Annotated in this window: 18 protein-coding genes and 1 pseudogene; 11 read left to right on the forward strand and 8 right to left on the reverse strand. The window is 72.9% G+C overall.

All coding sequences use genetic code 11. The features are described 5' to 3' along the window. Nucleotides 1-61: 61 nt before the first annotated feature. The 9 genes from GA0070618_RS16525 (at nt 62) to GA0070618_RS16565 (ending at nt 8,924) form a co-directional block, all read left to right on the forward strand. Nucleotides 62-280, forward strand: coding sequence for a hypothetical protein (locus GA0070618_RS16525; protein WP_088982443.1), 219 nt, complete (start codon nt 62-64; stop codon nt 278-280). 175 nt (nt 281-455) lie between these two features. Continuing rightward, nucleotides 456-1,748, forward strand: a complete 1,293-nt coding sequence (locus tag GA0070618_RS16530; protein ID WP_088982444.1) for a M16 family metallopeptidase — start codon at nt 456-458, stop codon at nt 1,746-1,748. A gap of 49 nt (nt 1,749-1,797) precedes the next feature. Further along, a complete protein-coding gene (locus GA0070618_RS16535; protein ID WP_088982445.1) occupies nt 1,798-3,144 on the forward strand; it encodes a M16 family metallopeptidase in 1,347 nt (448 codons plus the stop codon). 73 nt (nt 3,145-3,217) lie between these two features. Next, nucleotides 3,218-4,243, forward strand: a complete 1,026-nt coding sequence (locus GA0070618_RS16540) for an aspartate-semialdehyde dehydrogenase (protein WP_088982446.1) — start codon at nt 3,218-3,220, stop codon at nt 4,241-4,243. A 280-nt stretch (nt 4,244-4,523) separates the two neighbouring features. Then, the gene (locus GA0070618_RS16545) at nt 4,524-4,964 is read left to right on the forward strand and encodes a PPOX class F420-dependent oxidoreductase (protein ID WP_088982447.1); all 441 of its coding nucleotides are present in this window, start codon (nt 4,524-4,526) and stop codon (nt 4,962-4,964) included. 90 nt (nt 4,965-5,054) lie between these two features. Beyond that, nucleotides 5,055-5,471, forward strand: coding sequence for a CBS domain-containing protein (locus tag GA0070618_RS16550; RefSeq protein WP_088982448.1), 417 nt, complete (start codon nt 5,055-5,057; stop codon nt 5,469-5,471). Between the two features lie 211 nt (nt 5,472-5,682). Further along, entirely contained in the window at nt 5,683-6,054 is a 372-nt protein-coding gene (locus GA0070618_RS16555) for an SCP2 sterol-binding domain-containing protein (RefSeq protein WP_088982449.1), read from the forward strand. Beyond that, nucleotides 6,054-8,111 carry an amylo-alpha-1,6-glucosidase gene (locus GA0070618_RS16560; RefSeq protein ID WP_088982450.1) on the forward strand — a complete coding sequence of 686 codons (2,058 nt, stop codon included), beginning with the start codon at nt 6,054-6,056 and terminating at the stop codon, nt 8,109-8,111. The genes GA0070618_RS16555 and GA0070618_RS16560 overlap by 1 nt, the downstream gene beginning before the upstream one ends. Nucleotides 8,112-8,171: 60 nt before the next feature. Next, entirely contained in the window at nt 8,172-8,924 is a 753-nt protein-coding gene (locus GA0070618_RS16565; RefSeq protein WP_088982451.1) for a lysophospholipid acyltransferase family protein, read from the forward strand. 10 nt (nt 8,925-8,934) lie between these two features. Here the strand turns inward: GA0070618_RS16565 and GA0070618_RS16570 are convergent, their stop codons facing one another. The 6 genes from GA0070618_RS16570 to yidD form a co-directional block, all read right to left on the reverse strand. Then, on the reverse strand, nt 8,935-9,663 hold the full coding sequence (locus GA0070618_RS16570) for a hypothetical protein (RefSeq protein ID WP_231931760.1): 729 nt from the start codon (nt 9,661-9,663) through the stop codon (nt 8,935-8,937). 81 nt (nt 9,664-9,744) lie between these two features. Then, nucleotides 9,745-10,455 (reverse strand): response regulator transcription factor, encoded by a 711-nt coding sequence (locus tag GA0070618_RS16575; protein WP_088982452.1) that lies wholly within the window; start codon nt 10,453-10,455, stop codon nt 9,745-9,747. After that, complete coding sequence (locus GA0070618_RS16580; protein ID WP_088982453.1) at nt 10,425-11,651, reverse strand: hypothetical protein; 1,227 nt, start codon at nt 11,649-11,651, stop codon at nt 10,425-10,427. Before GA0070618_RS16580 ends, GA0070618_RS16575 begins: the two co-directional genes overlap by 31 nt. Continuing rightward, nucleotides 11,641-12,870 (reverse strand): sensor histidine kinase, encoded by a 1,230-nt coding sequence (locus GA0070618_RS16585; RefSeq protein WP_088982454.1) that lies wholly within the window; start codon nt 12,868-12,870, stop codon nt 11,641-11,643. Before GA0070618_RS16585 ends, GA0070618_RS16580 begins: the two co-directional genes overlap by 11 nt. A gap of 104 nt (nt 12,871-12,974) precedes the next feature. Beyond that, nucleotides 12,975-13,301, reverse strand: a complete 327-nt coding sequence (locus tag GA0070618_RS16590) for a hypothetical protein (protein ID WP_088982455.1) — start codon at nt 13,299-13,301, stop codon at nt 12,975-12,977. Nucleotides 13,302-13,366: 65 nt separating this feature from the next. Continuing rightward, nucleotides 13,367-13,756: a membrane protein insertion efficiency factor YidD gene (gene yidD, locus GA0070618_RS35190; protein ID WP_269148493.1), complete on the reverse strand. Its 390-nt coding sequence runs from the start codon at nt 13,754-13,756 to the stop codon at nt 13,367-13,369. Nucleotides 13,757-13,969: 213 nt separating this feature from the next. Between yidD and GA0070618_RS16600 the strand changes: the two genes are divergently transcribed. Further along, nucleotides 13,970-14,485, forward strand: a complete 516-nt coding sequence (locus GA0070618_RS16600; RefSeq protein WP_088982457.1) for a M23 family metallopeptidase — start codon at nt 13,970-13,972, stop codon at nt 14,483-14,485. An 80-nt stretch (nt 14,486-14,565) separates the two neighbouring features. Here the strand turns inward: GA0070618_RS16600 and GA0070618_RS16605 are convergent, their stop codons facing one another. Together GA0070618_RS16605 and GA0070618_RS35560 are read right to left on the reverse strand one after the other, a co-directional pair. Beyond that, nucleotides 14,566-15,468: an NlpC/P60 family protein gene (locus GA0070618_RS16605; RefSeq protein WP_088982458.1), complete on the reverse strand. Its 903-nt coding sequence runs from the start codon at nt 15,466-15,468 to the stop codon at nt 14,566-14,568. 155 nt (nt 15,469-15,623) lie between these two features. Continuing rightward, nucleotides 15,624-15,725, reverse strand: a pseudogene (locus tag GA0070618_RS35560) (DUF397 domain-containing protein); the annotation flags it as partial. 158 nt (nt 15,726-15,883) lie between these two features. On the opposite strand from GA0070618_RS35560, the gene GA0070618_RS16615 reads away from it, so the two are divergent. Then, nucleotides 15,884-16,489 carry a hypothetical protein gene (locus GA0070618_RS16615; protein ID WP_088982459.1) on the forward strand — a complete coding sequence of 202 codons (606 nt, stop codon included), beginning with the start codon at nt 15,884-15,886 and terminating at the stop codon, nt 16,487-16,489. The last annotated feature ends 42 nt before the right edge of the window (nt 16,490-16,531 follow it).

A 16,531-nucleotide genomic window follows, 5' to 3' on the forward strand; every position in this document is an offset into this window, starting at 1 on the left:
CGGCGGGCGCGGACGCCCGGACGCGGCTTAGCGGACGGAGCGGCGGGGTATCAGGGCCGCCATGACTGACGAGTGGAGCGACCAGGACCGGGTGGCGTCCCGCGCCGTACACCTGCTGCCCGAGGAACGGGCGGCGGGCAGTGACGACCCGAGGGCGCAGGCGCAGGCCATCCTCGCCGAGTCGGACCGGCGGGAGGCGGACCGGAACGCCGCCCCGGACACCGTGCTGGAGAGGCGTACCTCGGAGGAGACGGTGACCCCGATCGAGCCGCCGGACTGACCGGCGGGCCGGTCCAGCGCGGGGGACGACCACCACCACGGCGGCACCGGACCGCGCCGGCACACGGGGGTACCGGCGTACGACGACACGGGGGTCGTGGTGTCCGGGGCGAACCGCCGGCCCGCCCGGAGCCGGTCGGCACTCCCGGGCAGGGGCGATCGGATAGCGTCGTGCCATGCCCGACAGCGGTTACCCCTGGCCGATCGAGACGACCCGACTGGACAACGGCCTGCGTGTGGTGGTGAGCGAGGACCGCACCGCCCCGGCGGTCGCGGTGAACCTCTGGTACGACGTCGGCTCCCGGCACGAGCCGGCGGGCCAGACCGGTTTCGCCCACCTCTTCGAGCACCTGATGTTCGAGGGGTCGGTGAACGTCGCCAAGACCGAGCACATGAAGCTTGTCCAGGGTGCCGGTGGTTCGCTCAACGCCACCACCAACCCGGACCGGACCAACTATTTCGAGACCGTCCCCGCCGAACATCTGGAACTGGCGTTCTGGCTGGAGGCCGACCGGATGGGCGGCCTGGTGCCGGCGCTGACCCAGGAGACGCTGGACAACCAGCGCGAGGTGGTCAAGAACGAGCGTCGGCAGCGCTACGAGAACGTCCCGTACGGCGACGCATGGCTGCGGCTGTTGCCGATGCTCTATCCGCCGGGGCATCCGTACCACCACGCCACGATCGGGTCGATGGCCGACCTGAACGCCGCCGACCTGGCCACCTTCCAGGACTTCCACCGCACCTACTACGCGCCGAACAACGCGGTGCTCACGGTGGTCGGCGACGCCCGCGCCGAGGAGGTCGTCGCGCTGGCCGAGCGGTACTTCGGGGCGATCCCGCCGCGCGCCGACATCCCCGCCGCGCCGGACGGTCACACCGTCGCCGCCGCCGGGGAGCCGGTCCGGGAGGTGGTCACCGCCGACGTGCCCGCCCCCCGCGTGTACCTCGCCCACCGCACCCACCCCTTCGGTAGCCCCGGGTACGACGTGGTGACCGTCCTCGCCACCGTGCTCGGCAGCGGCCGGGGCAGCCGCCTCTACCAGCGGCTCGCCGACGGGGAGCGGATCGCCCAGCCCGACCTGGTGGGCGCGTACGGGGTGGACCTGGCCCACGCTCCGGCCCCGTTGATCGCCACCGCCACCGCCCGCCCCGGCGTGACCGCCGAACGGCTGGAGGCCGGCCTGGCCGAGGTGGTCGACGAGCTGGCCAGCGTGCCGGTCACCGCCACCGAGCTGGACCGGGCCCGGGCGCTGCTCACCACCGCCTGGTGGCGGCAGATGTCCACCGTGGACGGCCGCGCCGACACGCTCAGCCGGTACGCCACCCAGTTCGGCGACCCGGCGCGTGCCGCCGAACGGCTGCCGGCCTGGCTCGCGGTCACCGCGGAGCAGATCGCCGAGGTCGCCGCCGAGGTGCTCGCCCCACGGGACCGGGCGGTCCTGCGCTACCTGCCCAAGGAGGACGCGTGAGCGCCGCCGCCACCCACGGGCCCGCAGTCGTGAACGGAAGGAAGCCCCGATGAGCCTGATCGCCGAACGTCCCGGTCCGGGCGTAGCCCGCCCGTACCGGTTCCCGACGGTGACCCGCCGGACGGTGGCCGGCGGCGAGGTCGTCGCCGCCCACCTGCCCGGACAGAACCTGGCGGTGGCGCTGCTGCTGCTCGACGCCGGGGCCGGGCGGGAACCGCTCGGCCGGGAAGGGCTCGGCGGGGTCATCGCGAAGGCGGTCGAGGAGGGTACGGCGCAGCGGGACGCGACCGCGTACGCGCTGGCCATCGAGGCGCTCGGCACCGAGCTGGTGACCGGGCTGGACTGGGACTCCTTCCAGGTCAGCGTGCAGGTGCCGGTGGACCGGCTGAGCGCCGCCGTGGAGCTGCTCGCCGAGGCGGTCCGTACGCCGCGCCTCGACCCGGCCGACATCCTGCGGGTCCGCGACGACGAGGCCACCGCGCTGCGGATGGACTGGGCGAACCCGGGCCCGCGCGCGGACGCGGTGCTCCGCGCCGACCTGTACGGCGCGGACGTCCGGCACGGCCGCCCGATGTACGGCGACCCGGACTCGGTGGCCGGGCTGGAGGTCGACGACGTCCGGGTCTTCCACTCCGAGTGGTTCCTCCGGCCGGGCACCCTGGTCGTCGCCGGTGACCTGGAGCGGATCGACCTGGACGCGCTCGGCGCGGCGGCCTTCGCCGGTGCCGGCGGCGGCCCGGCCCTGCAGGAGGGACCGGTCCCGGTGACGCTGCGCGAGGGGCGGCGGATCCTGCTCGTCGACCGCCCCGGGTCGGTGCAGTCGACGCTGCGCCTCGGCCATCCCGCCCCGCACCGGGCACATCCGGACCACGTGCCGACCAGCCTCGCCGGGACGGTCCTCGGCGGGGCCTTCACCTCCCGGCTCAACCACCTGATCCGCGAGGTGCACGGCTACACGTACGGCATCCGGGGCGACTTCGGCGCGTCCCGCCGGTTCGGCCGGTTCGCGGTCGCCTCCGGGGTGCAGACCGCGGTCACCGCCCCGGCGCTGGTCGAGGCGGTGGGGGAGATCGCCCGTACCCAGGTGACCGGGGTGACCGAGGAGGAGCTGGCGGTGGCGCGCTCCTGGCGGGCCGGGCAGCTCTCGGTCGAGTTGCAGTCCCCCCGGGCGATCGCCTCGGCGCTGACCACCCTGGTGGTGCACGGGCTTCCCGACGACTACCACGCCCGGCTGCGGGAGTCGTTGCTCTCCGCCGACGTCGAGCAGGTCTCCGCGGCGGCCGCCGCGCACCTGCGCCCGGAGGCGTTGACCCTCGTCGTCGAGGGCGACGCGGCGGTCATCCGGGACGAGCTGGTGGCCACCGGTCTCGGCGAGGTGGTGGACGCCACGGTGTGACGTGCGTCGTCCGGGGTCCGGGCGGTGGGAAAGCGTTCCCGGTCCGGGCCCCGGCCTGGGTAGCCTCGCGGACATGAGGATCGGCATTGTGGGGGCCACCGGCCAGGTCGGTGGCGTCATGCGGCAGGTGTTGGCGGAGCGGCGTTTCCCGGTGGACGAGCTGCGGCTCTTCGCCTCGGCCCGGTCGGCGGGGCGGACCCTGCCGTGGGGCGACGGCGAGATCACCGTGGAGGACGCGACCACCGCCGACTACCGGGGACTGGACGTCGCGCTCTTCTCGGCCGGCAAGGGCACCTCGAAGGAACTCGCCCCCCGGGTCGCCGAGGCCGGTGCCGTGGTGATCGACAACTCCTCGGCGTACCGGATGGACCCGGACGTCCCGCTGGTCGTGGCCGAGGTCAACCCGCACGCCGCCGCCGTCCGCCCGAAGGGCATCATCGCCAACCCCAACTGCACCACGATGGCCGCGATGCCGGTGCTGCGTCCGCTGCACGCCGAGGCCGAACTGGTCAGCCTGGTCGTCGCCACCTACCAGGCGGTCTCCGGCGCGGGCCTGGCCGGCGTGGCAGAGCTGGACGAGCAGGTCCGCAAGGTGGCCGGCGAGGCGACCGGGCTGGCCTACGACGGCAGCGCCGTGGACTTCCCCGCGCCGCGCGTCTTCGCCGACACGATCGCCTTCAACGTGCTCCCGCTCGCCGGGTCGCTCGTCGACGACGGGTCCGGCGAAACCGACGAGGAGCAGAAGCTGCGCAACGAGAGCCGCAAGATCCTTGAGATCCCGGGTCTGAAGGTCGCCGGCACCTGCGTCCGGGTGCCCGTCTTCACCGGCCACTCGTTGCAGGTCCACGCGCGCTTCGCCCGGCCGATCACCCCGCAGCGGGCCCGTGAGCTGCTCGCCGATGCCCCGGGGGTGGCGCTCGCCGACGTGCCGACCCCGCTGCGGGCCGCCGGTCAGGACCCGACGTACGTGGGCCGGATCCGGGCCGACGAGACCGTCGAGCACGGGCTGTCGTTCTTCTGCTCGAACGACAACCTGCGCAAGGGCGCGGCACTGAACACGGTCCAGATCGCCGAGCTGATCGCCGCCGAAAGCCACTGACCCGTCCGCCGTCACCCGTCCCGCCGGTCGGGCCGACCGGCGCGCACCGGTCCGCCTCTCACGTGGCCACCCACCGTCGTCGGTGGGTGGCCACGCGCGTACCCGGCACGGTCCAACTCCGGCGGCACACGAGGTCGATCGTGTTGGATGGGGTGCGGTGACCACGCCTCGTCGGTTGCAGGGGTCCCCTCCTACGCAAAAAGCGGTAACAGGGGACCCCTGCTACCGGCAAAGGCGGGATCTAGACGGCAGACGGGCCGACCCGATTTTGGAGGAATCCGTGACGGACGCCGAACGCGAGGACAAGCTGATCGACACCATCGCCGCCCACTCGCTGGGGGTGCTGGCCACGATCCGGCGGGACGGTAGTCCCCAGCAGTCCACCGTGGTCTACAGCTTCGACCGGGCGGAGCGGCTGATCCGCGTCTCGGTGACCGGCACCCGGGCCAAGACGGCGAACCTGCGTCGCGACCCCCGGGCCAGCTTCCACGTCAGCAGCGGAGACGGGTGGACGTACACGGCGGCCCAGGTCCGGGGCGAGTTGACGCCGGTGGCCACCGATCCGTACGACGAGGTGGTCGAGGAACTGGTCGGGCTCTACCGCGCGGTGCGCGGCGAACACCCGGACTGGGACGACTACCGGCGGGCGATGGTGCAGCAGGGCCGGATGGTGCTGCGGCTGCGCGTCGAGCGGGTCGTCGGCATCCCCGCCGGGGACTGACCGCAGCGACCGGGGAAGCCGGGGAACCGGCCGGTGTTACCCGCGGGGCGGGGCGGGTAGACGGCGGGCCGACACCGAGAGGGGAGCACCATGACTACCGTCGGAGAATTCATGACGACCCGTCTGGTGACCATGGACGCGAACGACACGCTCACCGCGGCGGCCCAGGAGATGCGGGACAGCGCCATCGGGGACGTGGTGGTGACCGACGGCGACGACGTGGTCGGCATCGTTACAGACCGGGACATCACGGTACGCGGGGTGGCCGCACAGCGGGACCCGGACCGCACCACGCTGCGCCAGATCACCAGCACCGACCTGGTCACGGTCAGCCAGTACGACGACGCGGTGGCCGCCGCCGACCTGATGCGGACGTACGCCGTACGTCGGCTGCCGGTGATGGACGGCGGGCGGCTGATCGGCCTGGTCTCCATCGGTGACCTCGCGGTCGAGCGCGAGCCGCAGTCCGTACTGGCCAACATCAGCGCGGACGACCCGAACAACTGACCGCCGACGGCGGTCGCGTGCCACGGCGTGCCGGTTCCCGGTGAGGGGACCGGCACGTTCGCGTGCCGGGACCGCGTGGACCCGGCGGTGCCGTCCGGCACGACGTTCACCTGATCCGGGTGAGATTGCCCCGCTTCCCGGTGGGGACCCTGCTCGGGCGGCGGAGCGTCGCCGCCCGAGACCGGACGGGAACGACGGGGAGGAGACGCCGATGGCGGACGCGATCACTCGATTCTTCGAGGACCTGGATCGGCGGGGATTCGAGCCGCTGCTGGAGAAGGCGTCCGGGACGGTCCGTTTCGACCTGAGCGAAGGAGCACGGACGACGCACTGGCTGCTCGCCATCGAGCGGGGGCGGCTGCGGGTCGACCAGGAGGACCGGGAGGCGGACACGGTCATCGGGACCAGCCCGCTCCTGTTCGAGCAGATCGTCACCGGGCGGGAGGACGGGATCGCGGCGCTGTTGCGCGGCGACCTGACCGTCTCCGGTGACCGCCGGCTGCTGGTGCAGGTGGAGCGGATCTTTCCGAGCCCGCCGGGCAGCCGGGGGCCGCAGCGGGTCGGCGCGAGGGAGGCGTCCTGATGGGACAGAGCAACATGATCCGGATCCTCGACGGAAACACCTTCGTGGTCTGCGAGGACACCGGCGACATCGAGGCGACGCCGACCGAGCCGACCGGTCTCTTCTTCAGTGACACGCGTTACCTCTCCACCTGGGTCCTGACGCTCAACGGGGAACGGCTCAACGCGCTCTCCTACGACGACCTCCAGTACTACGAGGCCCGGTTCTTCCTGGTGCCGGGGACGGCCACCCACTACACCGACGCGAAGCTGTCGATCATCCGGGAGCGGGCGGTCGGCGGCAGCTTCCGTGAGGAACTGACCGTCCTCAACCACGACGAGCAGCCGGTGGAACTGGAGATCCGCATCGAGGCGGCCTCGGACTTCGCCGACCTGTTCCAGGTCAAGGACGAGATCCTGAACAAGAAGGGCGAACTCTACACCGACGTGCAGCCCGACCAGCTCCGGCTGGGCTACCGGCGCGGCAACTTCAACCGGGAGACGGCGATCACGTCGTCCGAGACCGCCCGGTTCGACGCGCGGGGTCTGACGTACTCGGTGCGGTTGGAACCCAACGAGCAGTGGCACACCCGGATCGAGGTGCACACGCGCATCCTGGGTCCGGGCGGCCGGGACATACGGTTCGGCGCGCGGGCACACGGCGACGACCGGCTCGCGCTCCAGCACGACCTCCAGGAGTGGATCGCCCGGGCACCCAAGGTGAACTGCGAGTGGGAGACGCTCGCCCGGACGTACCAGCGGAGCCTCGTCGACCTGGCGGCGTTGCGGTTCGTGCCGACCTCCGTTCCCGGGGCGCTCCCCGCCGCCGGTCTGCCCTGGTTCATGACCATGTTCGGCCGGGACAGCATCCTGACCTGCCTCCAGACGTTGCCCTTCACCCCGGAGCTGTCCCGGACCACGCTGCGGGTCCTCGCCACGTTGCAGGGCAGCCGGTTCGACGACTTCCGGGACGAGGACCCCGGTCGGATCATGCACGAGATGCGGTACGGCGAGACGGCCGCGTTCGAGGAGCAGCCGCACTCGCCCTACTACGGCTCGGTGGACGCCACCCCGCTGTTCGTGGTGCTGCTCGACGAGTACGAGCAGTGGACCGGGGACGCCGACCTGGTCCGGGAACTGGAGCGGGAGAGCCGCGCCGCGCTGCGCTGGATCGACGACTACGCCGACCTGGTCGGCAACGGCTACATCTGGTACGAACGCCGCAACACCGACACAGGCCTGGAGAACCAGTGCTGGAAGGACTCCTGGGACTCCATCTCCTACCGCGACGGCCGGCTGCCCGGCTTCCCCCGGGCGACCTGCGAGGTGCAGGGCTACGCGTACGACGCGAAGATGCGTGCCGCCCGGCTGGCGCGGGAGTTCTGGAACGATCCCGGGTACGCCGACCAGCTGGAGCGGGAAGCCGCCGACCTGAAGGAACGCTTCAACCGCGAGTGGTGGGTCGAGGACGGCGAGTACTACGCCATCGCCCTGGACGTCGAGGGTCGGCAGGTCGACACGCTCAGCTCCAACATCGGGCACCTGCTGTGGAGCGGCATCGTCGACACCGACCGCGCCGCGAAGGTCGCGGAGCACCTGGTCGGCCCCCGGCTCTTCTCCGGCTGGGGCGTGCGCACCCTCGCCGAGGGGGAGGCCCGGTACAACCCGATCGGCTACCACAACGGCACGATCTGGCCGTTCGACAACTCGTTTATCGCCTGGGGCCTGCGCCGGTACGGCTTCGCCGAGGAGGCGGCCCAGGTCGCCGACGGCATCATCGCCGCGTCCGGCTACTTCGACGGGCGACTGCCGGAGGCGTTCGGCGGCTACCACCGGGACCTGACGAAGTTCCCGGTGGAGTACCCGACGGCGTGCTCCCCGCAGGCCTGGTCGACGGGGACCCCGTTGCTGCTGATCCGCACCATGCTCGGCATCGAGCCGCACGAGGGGCACCTCGCGGTGGATCCCCGGCTGCCGGTCGGCATGGGCCGCATCGAGGTACTGGACATTCCCGGTCGGTGGGGCAAGGTGGACGCCTTCGCCCGGGGCCGGCTGAGGGTGGAGCACCACCCGGAGTGAGCCGGGGCGAGCGCGGTCCGGGCGGGCTTCGGCACACGGCCGGCAGGGTAATGTCACGACATGCCGGAACTCGTGTACCCGCCCGTGATCGCCGCCGCCAAGACGATGTTCCGGGTCCTCGACCTGCGCATCACCATGGAGGGCGTGCACCACGTGCCACGTGCCGGCGGGGCGGTGCTGGCCGCCAACCACGTCAGCTACCTCGACTTCATCTTCTGCGGCCTCGGCGCGCAGGAGTCGAAGCGGCTGGTCCGTTTCATGGCCAAGGAGTCGGTCTTCACGCACAAGGTCTCCGGCCCGCTGATGCGGGGCATGCGGCACATCTCGGTGAACCGGGACGCCGGGACCGGCTCGTACAACCAGGCCGTCGACGCGCTGCGGCGCGGCGAGGTGGTCGGCGTCTTCCCCGAAGCGACGATCAGCCGCTCGTTCACCGTGAAGAGCCTGAAGACCGGCACCGTCCGGATGGCCAAGGACGCCGGGGTGCCCGTCCTGCCGGTCGCGCTCTGGGGCGGGCAGCGGCTCTGGACCAAGGGCCGCCCGCGCACGCTCACCCGCCGGCACGTGCCGATCACCATCCTGATCGGCGAGCCGATCGACCCGGCCGCCTACCAGTACGCGGGGAAGATGAACGCCGAACTGAAGGCCCGGCTCGTCGCCCTGGTCGACCGGGCCCAGCGGGAGTACCCGGAGCAACCGTCCGGCCCGGACGACGCCTGGTGGCTGCCGGCGCACCTCGGCGGCACCGCGCCCACCCCGGAGGAGGCCGACATCCTGGACGGCAAGTCACCGCGCCCCGCCCCGACCGCCTGACCTCCACCGTTCAACAGGCGGGCCCCCGGTACCCCGCCGCCGGCCGCCCTGCGGGACGGGACCGGCGGAGCCGGGCCGACCCGGGGTGGTAGTAGTCGTCCCGGCTGAGGAACTCGACCGGCAGCGACCCGGGCAGGGTGACCCGCGTGCCGCGTACCACCGAGCCGGTGCCGGCCCGGCGCAGCAGGACGTCCCGCTCGGCCGCCGACAGTTCCACCAGTGTCGGGTTGGCCAGCCGGAACGCGGCCACCGCCCGCCGGAGCAGCCGGGCCAGCGTGGCGATCTCCCGGGCCGGGCCGCCGAGGGCGAGCGCGGGCTGCGCGATGGTCCGCAGCGCGTCGCAGACGACCAGCAGGTCGGCGGTGCCGTCCGGGGCGGTCGGGCGCAACTCCAGCCGGGACGGCCACTGCCAGCGGATCTGCCCGCTGGCCGGGCGGGCCGTCCGCCGCCGGTGCCGGGGGCCCGCGTCGACCGGGGCGAGGGCCAGGTCACCGCAGACGTGCACGATCCGCCGGTCGGTGACGGTCACCGTGGCGGTCGGAGCGAGCGACCACTGCCGCCGGTCGAGGGCCGGGCCGAGCAGATGGCCCGCGACGGTCAGCCGGTGCCGTGCGAGCACCCGCTCACCCGGCTCGGGGACCGGTTCGTGGTGCCGGTCCAGCACCGGTTGGTCGGCTGTCCCGTCGGCGTCGAACCGGTGCGGTGCGATGAAGAACGGGGAAGCGTCGTCGGATGTCATCTCGGCCTCCCGGCGGCGACGGCATGCGCGCGGTCTGCCGTCGAGCCTTCCCGGCCGGGCGGACCGGTGTCATGACACCCGTTAGGGGGTCGGCCGGTCGGACGACGCGTACGACCGGTAGACGCCGATCTCCTCCGGACGGATCAGGCCGTCCTCTATGGCCCGAGCGAGCAGCGCCGACTTGGTGGCGGCCGGGCGTCCGGCCCGGGTGTACTTGATCCGTGCCCGGTCGACGTACTGCTTGACGGTGTGTTCGCTGATCCGCATCCGGCGGGCCACCGACGCCTTCGACATCGACTGGAACCAGAGCAGCAGCGCCTCCCGTTCCTTGTCGGACAGGGCCGGCCGGTCCGGGCGGGCGTCGCCGACCATCGCGCCGGCCAGCGCCGGCGGCACGTACGGCCGGTCGTCCGCCGCCGCCAGCAACGTGGCCACGCAGTGCTCCCGTCCCTCGTGTTTGGCGAGGAACGCCACCGCCCCGGCGTCCAGCACGGCGAGGATCGTCGCCGGGTCGGTGTGCTCGGAGTAGACCACCACCCGCCGTCCCGCCGCGCTCAGCCCGGCGACGCCGTCCACCGCCATCCGGCCGTGCAGCCGCAGGTCGAGCAGGACCACGTCGGCGTCCGGGGCGTCGCGCAGCACGGCGTCGGGATCGTCCCCGGTGGCCACCACGGTGAGTCGTGGCTCGACGGCGAGCCACGACCGGATCCCCTCGACCACCACGGGGTGGTCGTCGACGATCGCCACGCGCACCGGCCTGTTCACCGGGCCGGCCACCGGGTCCGTGTCCATCCGACCTCCCCGTCGCGTTCGTGTTCGTACCCGACCGTGTCGTCCGTCCAGGCGGACGTGACGTCCTCCAGGATGCCCCGTGCCGGTGCGATCAAGCCGATCTCCACGCTGTCCGGTCCGGCCACGACGGTGAGCCGGGCCCGCTCCCGGGCACCGGCCAGGCCGGCGGCGAGCGGCTCGACCAGCCGGCGGCGCACCGGGACCGGCAACGGCGGCGGGGAGCCCACGACGACCAGGTCCACCACGACCCCCCGCCGTTCGGCCAGGTCCGCGCTGGCCCGCAACTCGTGCAGCAGCGGGTCGGGCACGTCGTCGGACTCGGCGATCAGCCGGCGTAGCCGGGCCGCGGCGAGGGCGCAGCGCCGCTGCACCGCCGGGTCACCGGGGTCGGCCCGGCCGGCGGCCAGGTCGGCGAGGATCTCCCCGGCCGCAGCGTCGACCAGGGCCAACCGTTCCCGCCGCTCCCGCTGGGCGTGCGCGGCGGCGAGTCGCTGGGCGGTCACGGCGGCACCGGCCGAGGCGGCGTGGGCCCGTTCGGCGGCGAGCGTGGTGAGGGTCGCCGCGCCGACGGCGAGCGCCAGCGGCAGCACCGCCACACCGTAGACGTACATCGCGTACCGGCTCAGGTCGGCGGCGTCCGCGCCCTGGCCGAGGACCGCGACCAGCGCGATCACCGCCCCGGCGGCGATGGTGGCGACCAGTTGCCGCAGGGGCCGTCCCCAGAGGAACAGCACCGCGAACCAGCCGACCGTGCCCCAGCCCCAGTTCGCCGAGGCGAACAGGAACGCCTCGCCGCTGGCCGGGAAGACCGCCGCGTCGACCACCAGCAGTCCCACCACCAGCGGCCACGCGGGCAGTGGCGCGTCACGCAGTAGCCGCCACGCGGCGAAGGCCCCGGCCAGCGCCACCGCCAGCCAGCCACCGCCGACCACCCACGGCCACCGCAGGTCCGGCCAGTTCATTCCGATGGCGGGCAGGCTGATCAGCAGGTGCCAGCCGTACGCGATGACCACCGCCGCGATCCGGGCACCCCGGTCGGAGGCGCTGGCCACCGCGCCGGCCGTCCCGACGGCCGGCGGCGACGGACCGCGCTCGGGCGGACCGACCGGATCGATGGTCGACGGCACCGGGGTCGACGGCACCGGGGTCGAGGCCGGCGGTGCCGGAGAAGTGGAGGCCGGCGGTTCAGCGCGCATGCGGCCACTCCAGCCGGATCCGGGTGCCCCGTCCGGGAGCCGAGTCGATTACCGCCCGTCCGCCCACCGATCCCATCCGACCCCGGATCGACTCGCGCAGCCCGTACCGGTGGGCCGGGACCCGGGTCGGGTCGAAACCCGGTCCGTCGTCGACCACCTCGACCACGACGGCGCCGGCGAGCCCGGACAGGCGCAGCCGCACCGCCGCGCCCGGTGCGTGCCGCAGCACGTTGGCCAGGGCGGCGGCGGTGCTCTCCGCGACCGCGGCGGCGACCGCCGCCGGGGCCGTGACACCCGGCGCGAGGTCCACGACCATCGGCAGTTCCGGGAAACGACCGGCCACCTCGCGCAGCCACCCGTCCACCGGCGGGTGGGTCGCGTCGCCCCGGTCGGTCGCGTCGACGTCCAGGTCCGCCGGGCTCCGGGCGGCGGCGAGGGTACGCAGGTCCGCGGCGGCCCGTGCGCGCAGCAGCGGGGAGTCGGCGCGGACCGCGCCCAGACCCACCATGGTCAGCGTGGAGAGCACCGTGTCGTGCAGGTCCCGGTTCTGCCGCCGCTCCGTCTCCCGCGCGGTCCGGGCGATCAACGCCTCCCGCAGGACGCGCTGCCGCTCGACGAACGCCGCGTCCGCCCGTCGGCTGCTGCCGCGCAGCACCATGGCGAGGGCGGTGCCCGAGGCGGTCTGTACGACGAGGGTGGTGGCGTGCGCGACGGCCTCCACGTCGTCGCCGGCACGATGCGCCCCGAGGGCGTACGCGGCGGCGACCAGCAGCCCGGCGGGCACCGCCCAGTGGGGACGCAGCGCGAGCTGGGCGACGATCACCGAGGTGCTGGCGAGGATCGCCACCCAGCTCACCTCACCGGGAAGCACCTCGGCGGCGACCAGGCGCGGGATGAAAAGGCAGGTGACCACGGTCAACGCCACATCCACGCCGATCAGCCCGGGAGTGAGCCCGGACCGGGTCGCCGACCGGGCGAACCAGACCGACCAGCCGGTGAGGACGACGACCGCGACGGCCAGCGGCACCGGCTCGACCGGCGGGGTGCGCACCGCCAGGGCGGCGACCGCCCCGGCGAGGCCGCAGGTCAGTCGGAGCATGATCGGCAGGGTGGTGGAGACCCGGTTCAGCGCCTCGCCGGCCGGGCTCGCCGGCACCGGGGCGTCGGCGGGACGGTCCGGTGCACCCACCGGCGAGGACGGGGCGACGACGGCCGGCATCAGGGCAGGCGTCCTTCCAACAGTGATCCGTACGGGCGCTCCCACAGCTGATGGACGCCGGACGATACCACGGGTGAGCGACCGAGTGCCCGTGGTGACGTCGGTCAGTCGGTGTGGCCGGCGATCCGGGCCGCGTGCTGCGCGACCGTCGCGCCGAAGATCCCGTCCAGGTGGCCGCACTCCCGGCAGCTCAGGTCACGCCCGAGGCGTCCGTGGCACTGCCCGCAGCGTCCCGCGTCGTCCGGGTCGTGCCAGGCGTCCAACGCCTCGGCCAGTGCCGCCACCTGCCGGTCGGTCAGCTCGAACCGCCCACGCAGCCGGCCGCTGCGCAGTTCCACCGTGGTCGTCGGGGAACCCGCCGGGGCGTCGTACGGGGCGGTCCGGGCGAGGAACCGTTCCATGGCCTCGATCGGGTCGGCGTGCCGGCTCATCCGGGCATGCTACCGGGGCGGGAGGGCGGCCAGCCCGCCCCTGCCCGTGATGCTGTCGGCGTCCGTCAGCGGACCGGGTCGTGGGTGCCCCGGCGGACGCCCGGCCGGCAGCGGCGGAGGCGGTCGGCCGCCATCCGACCACCCACCGCGAGGCCGTGCCGCTCGACGGCGGTGAGGCCGTACGCGCTGCACGTGGGCGTGAACCGGCACTGTCCGGGCCAGCGGTGCGACAGCCAGCGGCGGTAGCCGAGGATCGCTGCCCGGCCCGCCCGGTCCACCACCGGAGCGCGCACCGCCGAGGCCGTCGTCGCCCCGAGGGTCAGCAGGAACGAGAAGAGGCCGAAGTTGCAGCAGTCCGGACCGTCGCAGTTGTCGCAACCGGAGCAGCCGTCGCAACCGTCGAGGTGCCTGCTCTTCCGTTTGCGGCCGTGGCCGTGGCTCTTGACCTTGAACATGCGGATCATGATGCGGCATGCCCGCCACCGGCTGGACGGCTGTCCGGACGATCAGCCGAGCGGGGGTGCGTGGTGGAACGGCAGGATCTCCGTCGTCGGGCCACCGCAGGTTCCCGGTACGGCCGCACCGCGCCGGATTCGGATCTTTCCAGGACCGGTCCGCTCTGCCATGATCCATCGAGACATCTACAGATATGACGATGGAGGTCTCGGATGCGGATCCGTCTGGCGAGTGCCCTCAGCGCCGGCATGATGCTGGCTGCGACGTTCCTGTTCCCGGCGTCACCGGCGTCGGCGGCCCCCTCCTTCCGGACGCCCTTCCCGTGCCACCAGACGTGGTCCGGGGAGACCCGGACCAGTCACAGCCCGGCCTACGCGATCGACTTCAACCGGGCCGACGACCACGGGATGCCGGTCAAGGCCAGCGCCCCGGGCACGGTCGACATCGTCGCCAACCTCGGTGACACCAGCTACGGCCGGTACGTGCGGATCAACCACGGGGGCGGCTACACCACCTACTACGCCCACCTGAGCGGCTTCAACGTCTCCGTCGGCCAGAGCGTCGGCTACAGCACCACCATCGGGTACGTGGGCAACAGCGGTGGCTCCAGCGGCTCGCACCTGCACTACGAGCAGCGGCTGAACGGCAGCGACATCATGGTGCGGTTCAGTGGCAACCTGGCGCACTACTGGGGGACGACGAACTACACCCGTACCGCCGGCTGCTGAACCGGGCCGACCCTGCTGAAAGACGGGAGCCCCGCAGTCGGTGACTGCGGGGCTCCCGGCTGCCGTGGATCGGTTCCGGTTCAGACCCCCGGGACGCGGTGGGCGGTGTACTCCGAGCTGTTCAGGTAGTTGGTGGCACTGCTGATCACCACACCGGTCCAGGTGCCGTCGGCGTTCTGCCACTTGGGGGTCGCCTCCAGGACCGACGCCACCCCGTCGCCGTCCCCGTCGCCGAGGTAGACCGCGACGTGGCCGTTCTTGGCGAGGAGGTCGCCGACCTGGATCTGCGACTTGGCGACCTGCGGGATGCCCGACTTCATGGCGCTGGAACTGGCCCAGGGGAAATACACCCCGGCGTGCCGGAACATCTCGTGGATCAGGCCGGAGCAGTCGTAGCCCTTGACCCCGGCGGGCTGCTTGTAGACCCGGCTCTGGCCGCAGACCCGGCCATCGTGGTGGAGCGTGCTGGTGGGTACGGTGCCGAACCGGTACGTCCCGGCGGCGCAGCCCACGTAGATCGAGTCGAGCTGGGCCAGGCCGTAGCTGAGCGCCTGCCGGACCCTGACCGACGGCGACTCCTTCACCTTGCAGTGGTTCATGAAGTACGGGATGCCGTGCGCCGGGATGCCGACCACCTGGACGCCGTCGAGGTGCACCAGGTAGTCGTCGTTCGGCACGATGGCCACGTGGGCGATCGCACCGACCTTCCACTCCCCGGGCGCGGCGGTGTAGCTCTGGTCGGACTGGACGCCGACCCCGGGTCGGTTGACCAGGACCCGGGCGGTGTGCCAGCTTCCCGTGCCGTTGAGCAGGTTGTTGCTCACCTGGTAGACGCCGCCGTAGGCGGTGACCTTGTCCCAGCAGGCGCCGACGTGCGGGCTGGTGCGATAGAAGGTGAAGTCCGCGTGGGCGGCCGACGCGGCCACGGTGCTGCCCAACACCACGGCCGCCGTGACGGCACCGATGCGACGCGCTGTCGACATGCGCTCTGCCTCCCGTAGCTGGTTCCGGCGCTACCGGTACCGCCACGGCCCGGCAAGCCTATCGATTGACATAAATCTATTCGCGTGATCTTACGCGTGGAAAGGTGGACGTCAATGCCGGAGTGGGGCTGCCATCCGCGCTGCGGGAGGCCGCGGACGAACGCCGACCAGGTGCCGGTGCGGAAGGCGAGCGCGGGGCCGTTCGGATCATTGCTGTCCCGTCGATCTTCGTGCAGCCGGCCGGGCTGCGGGGGCAGCGGTCGGCCCCGGCCCCCGCGCCCCGCCGGTCGGCCCCCGCTCCCGTGCCCCGCCGGTCGGCCCGGTCCGCCACGTCACGGGTGCGGACGGCACACCGGCGGCTGTGACAGCGGTGCTACCTTCACGGCCAATGCCCCCTGAGCAGTCGGAGCCCGCCGTGGAGAAGAGGCACGCCGGCACGTTGGCCGTCATCGCGGTGATGGCCTGCCTCGCCGTCATCGGTGCGGTCGGGGGTACGTACCTCGCCAACCGCAACGCGTCCCCCTCGCCCGACCCTACGCCGAGCACCACCGGATCGTCAGAGTCGCCGGAGCCGTCGGCGTCCCCGTCGGACTCGGCGGACCCCGCCACGTCGACGGAGCCCTCCGCGTCGCCCCGGCCGGCGGAACCCGGGACGTACCAGATCAACGAGGTGGTCTACGACGCGTTGTCGTTGAGCGTCACGCTGGTCAGCGCCGAGGTCACCGGCGACAAGCTCAAGCTGAACTTCCGGTACCGCAACGACGCGCTGATCGCCTGGCCGTTGACCTGCCCGGTCGCCGAGATCGACCGCATCTCGTCGAAGGTCGTCCTGGGCGACGACCAGACCGTGTACGCCGAGAGCAGTTGGTGCTCCACGACGCGGGCCGGCGAGTCCTTCAGCCTCGCGCCCGGCACGCAGGCGATGAGTTGGGCGCTCTATCCGGTGGTGCCGGGAGCCGGCGCACCCTTCGACGTGACCTGGTACGACTTCCCCGTCGTCGAGGACGTCCGCCTGCGCTGAACGGCCCCCGGCCGGTGTCCGTCGTCCGGCCGGTGTCCGTCG

This window comes from Micromonospora echinospora (genome assembly GCF_900091495.1).
Classification (GTDB): Bacteria; Actinomycetota; Actinomycetes; order Mycobacteriales; family Micromonosporaceae; genus Micromonospora; species Micromonospora echinospora.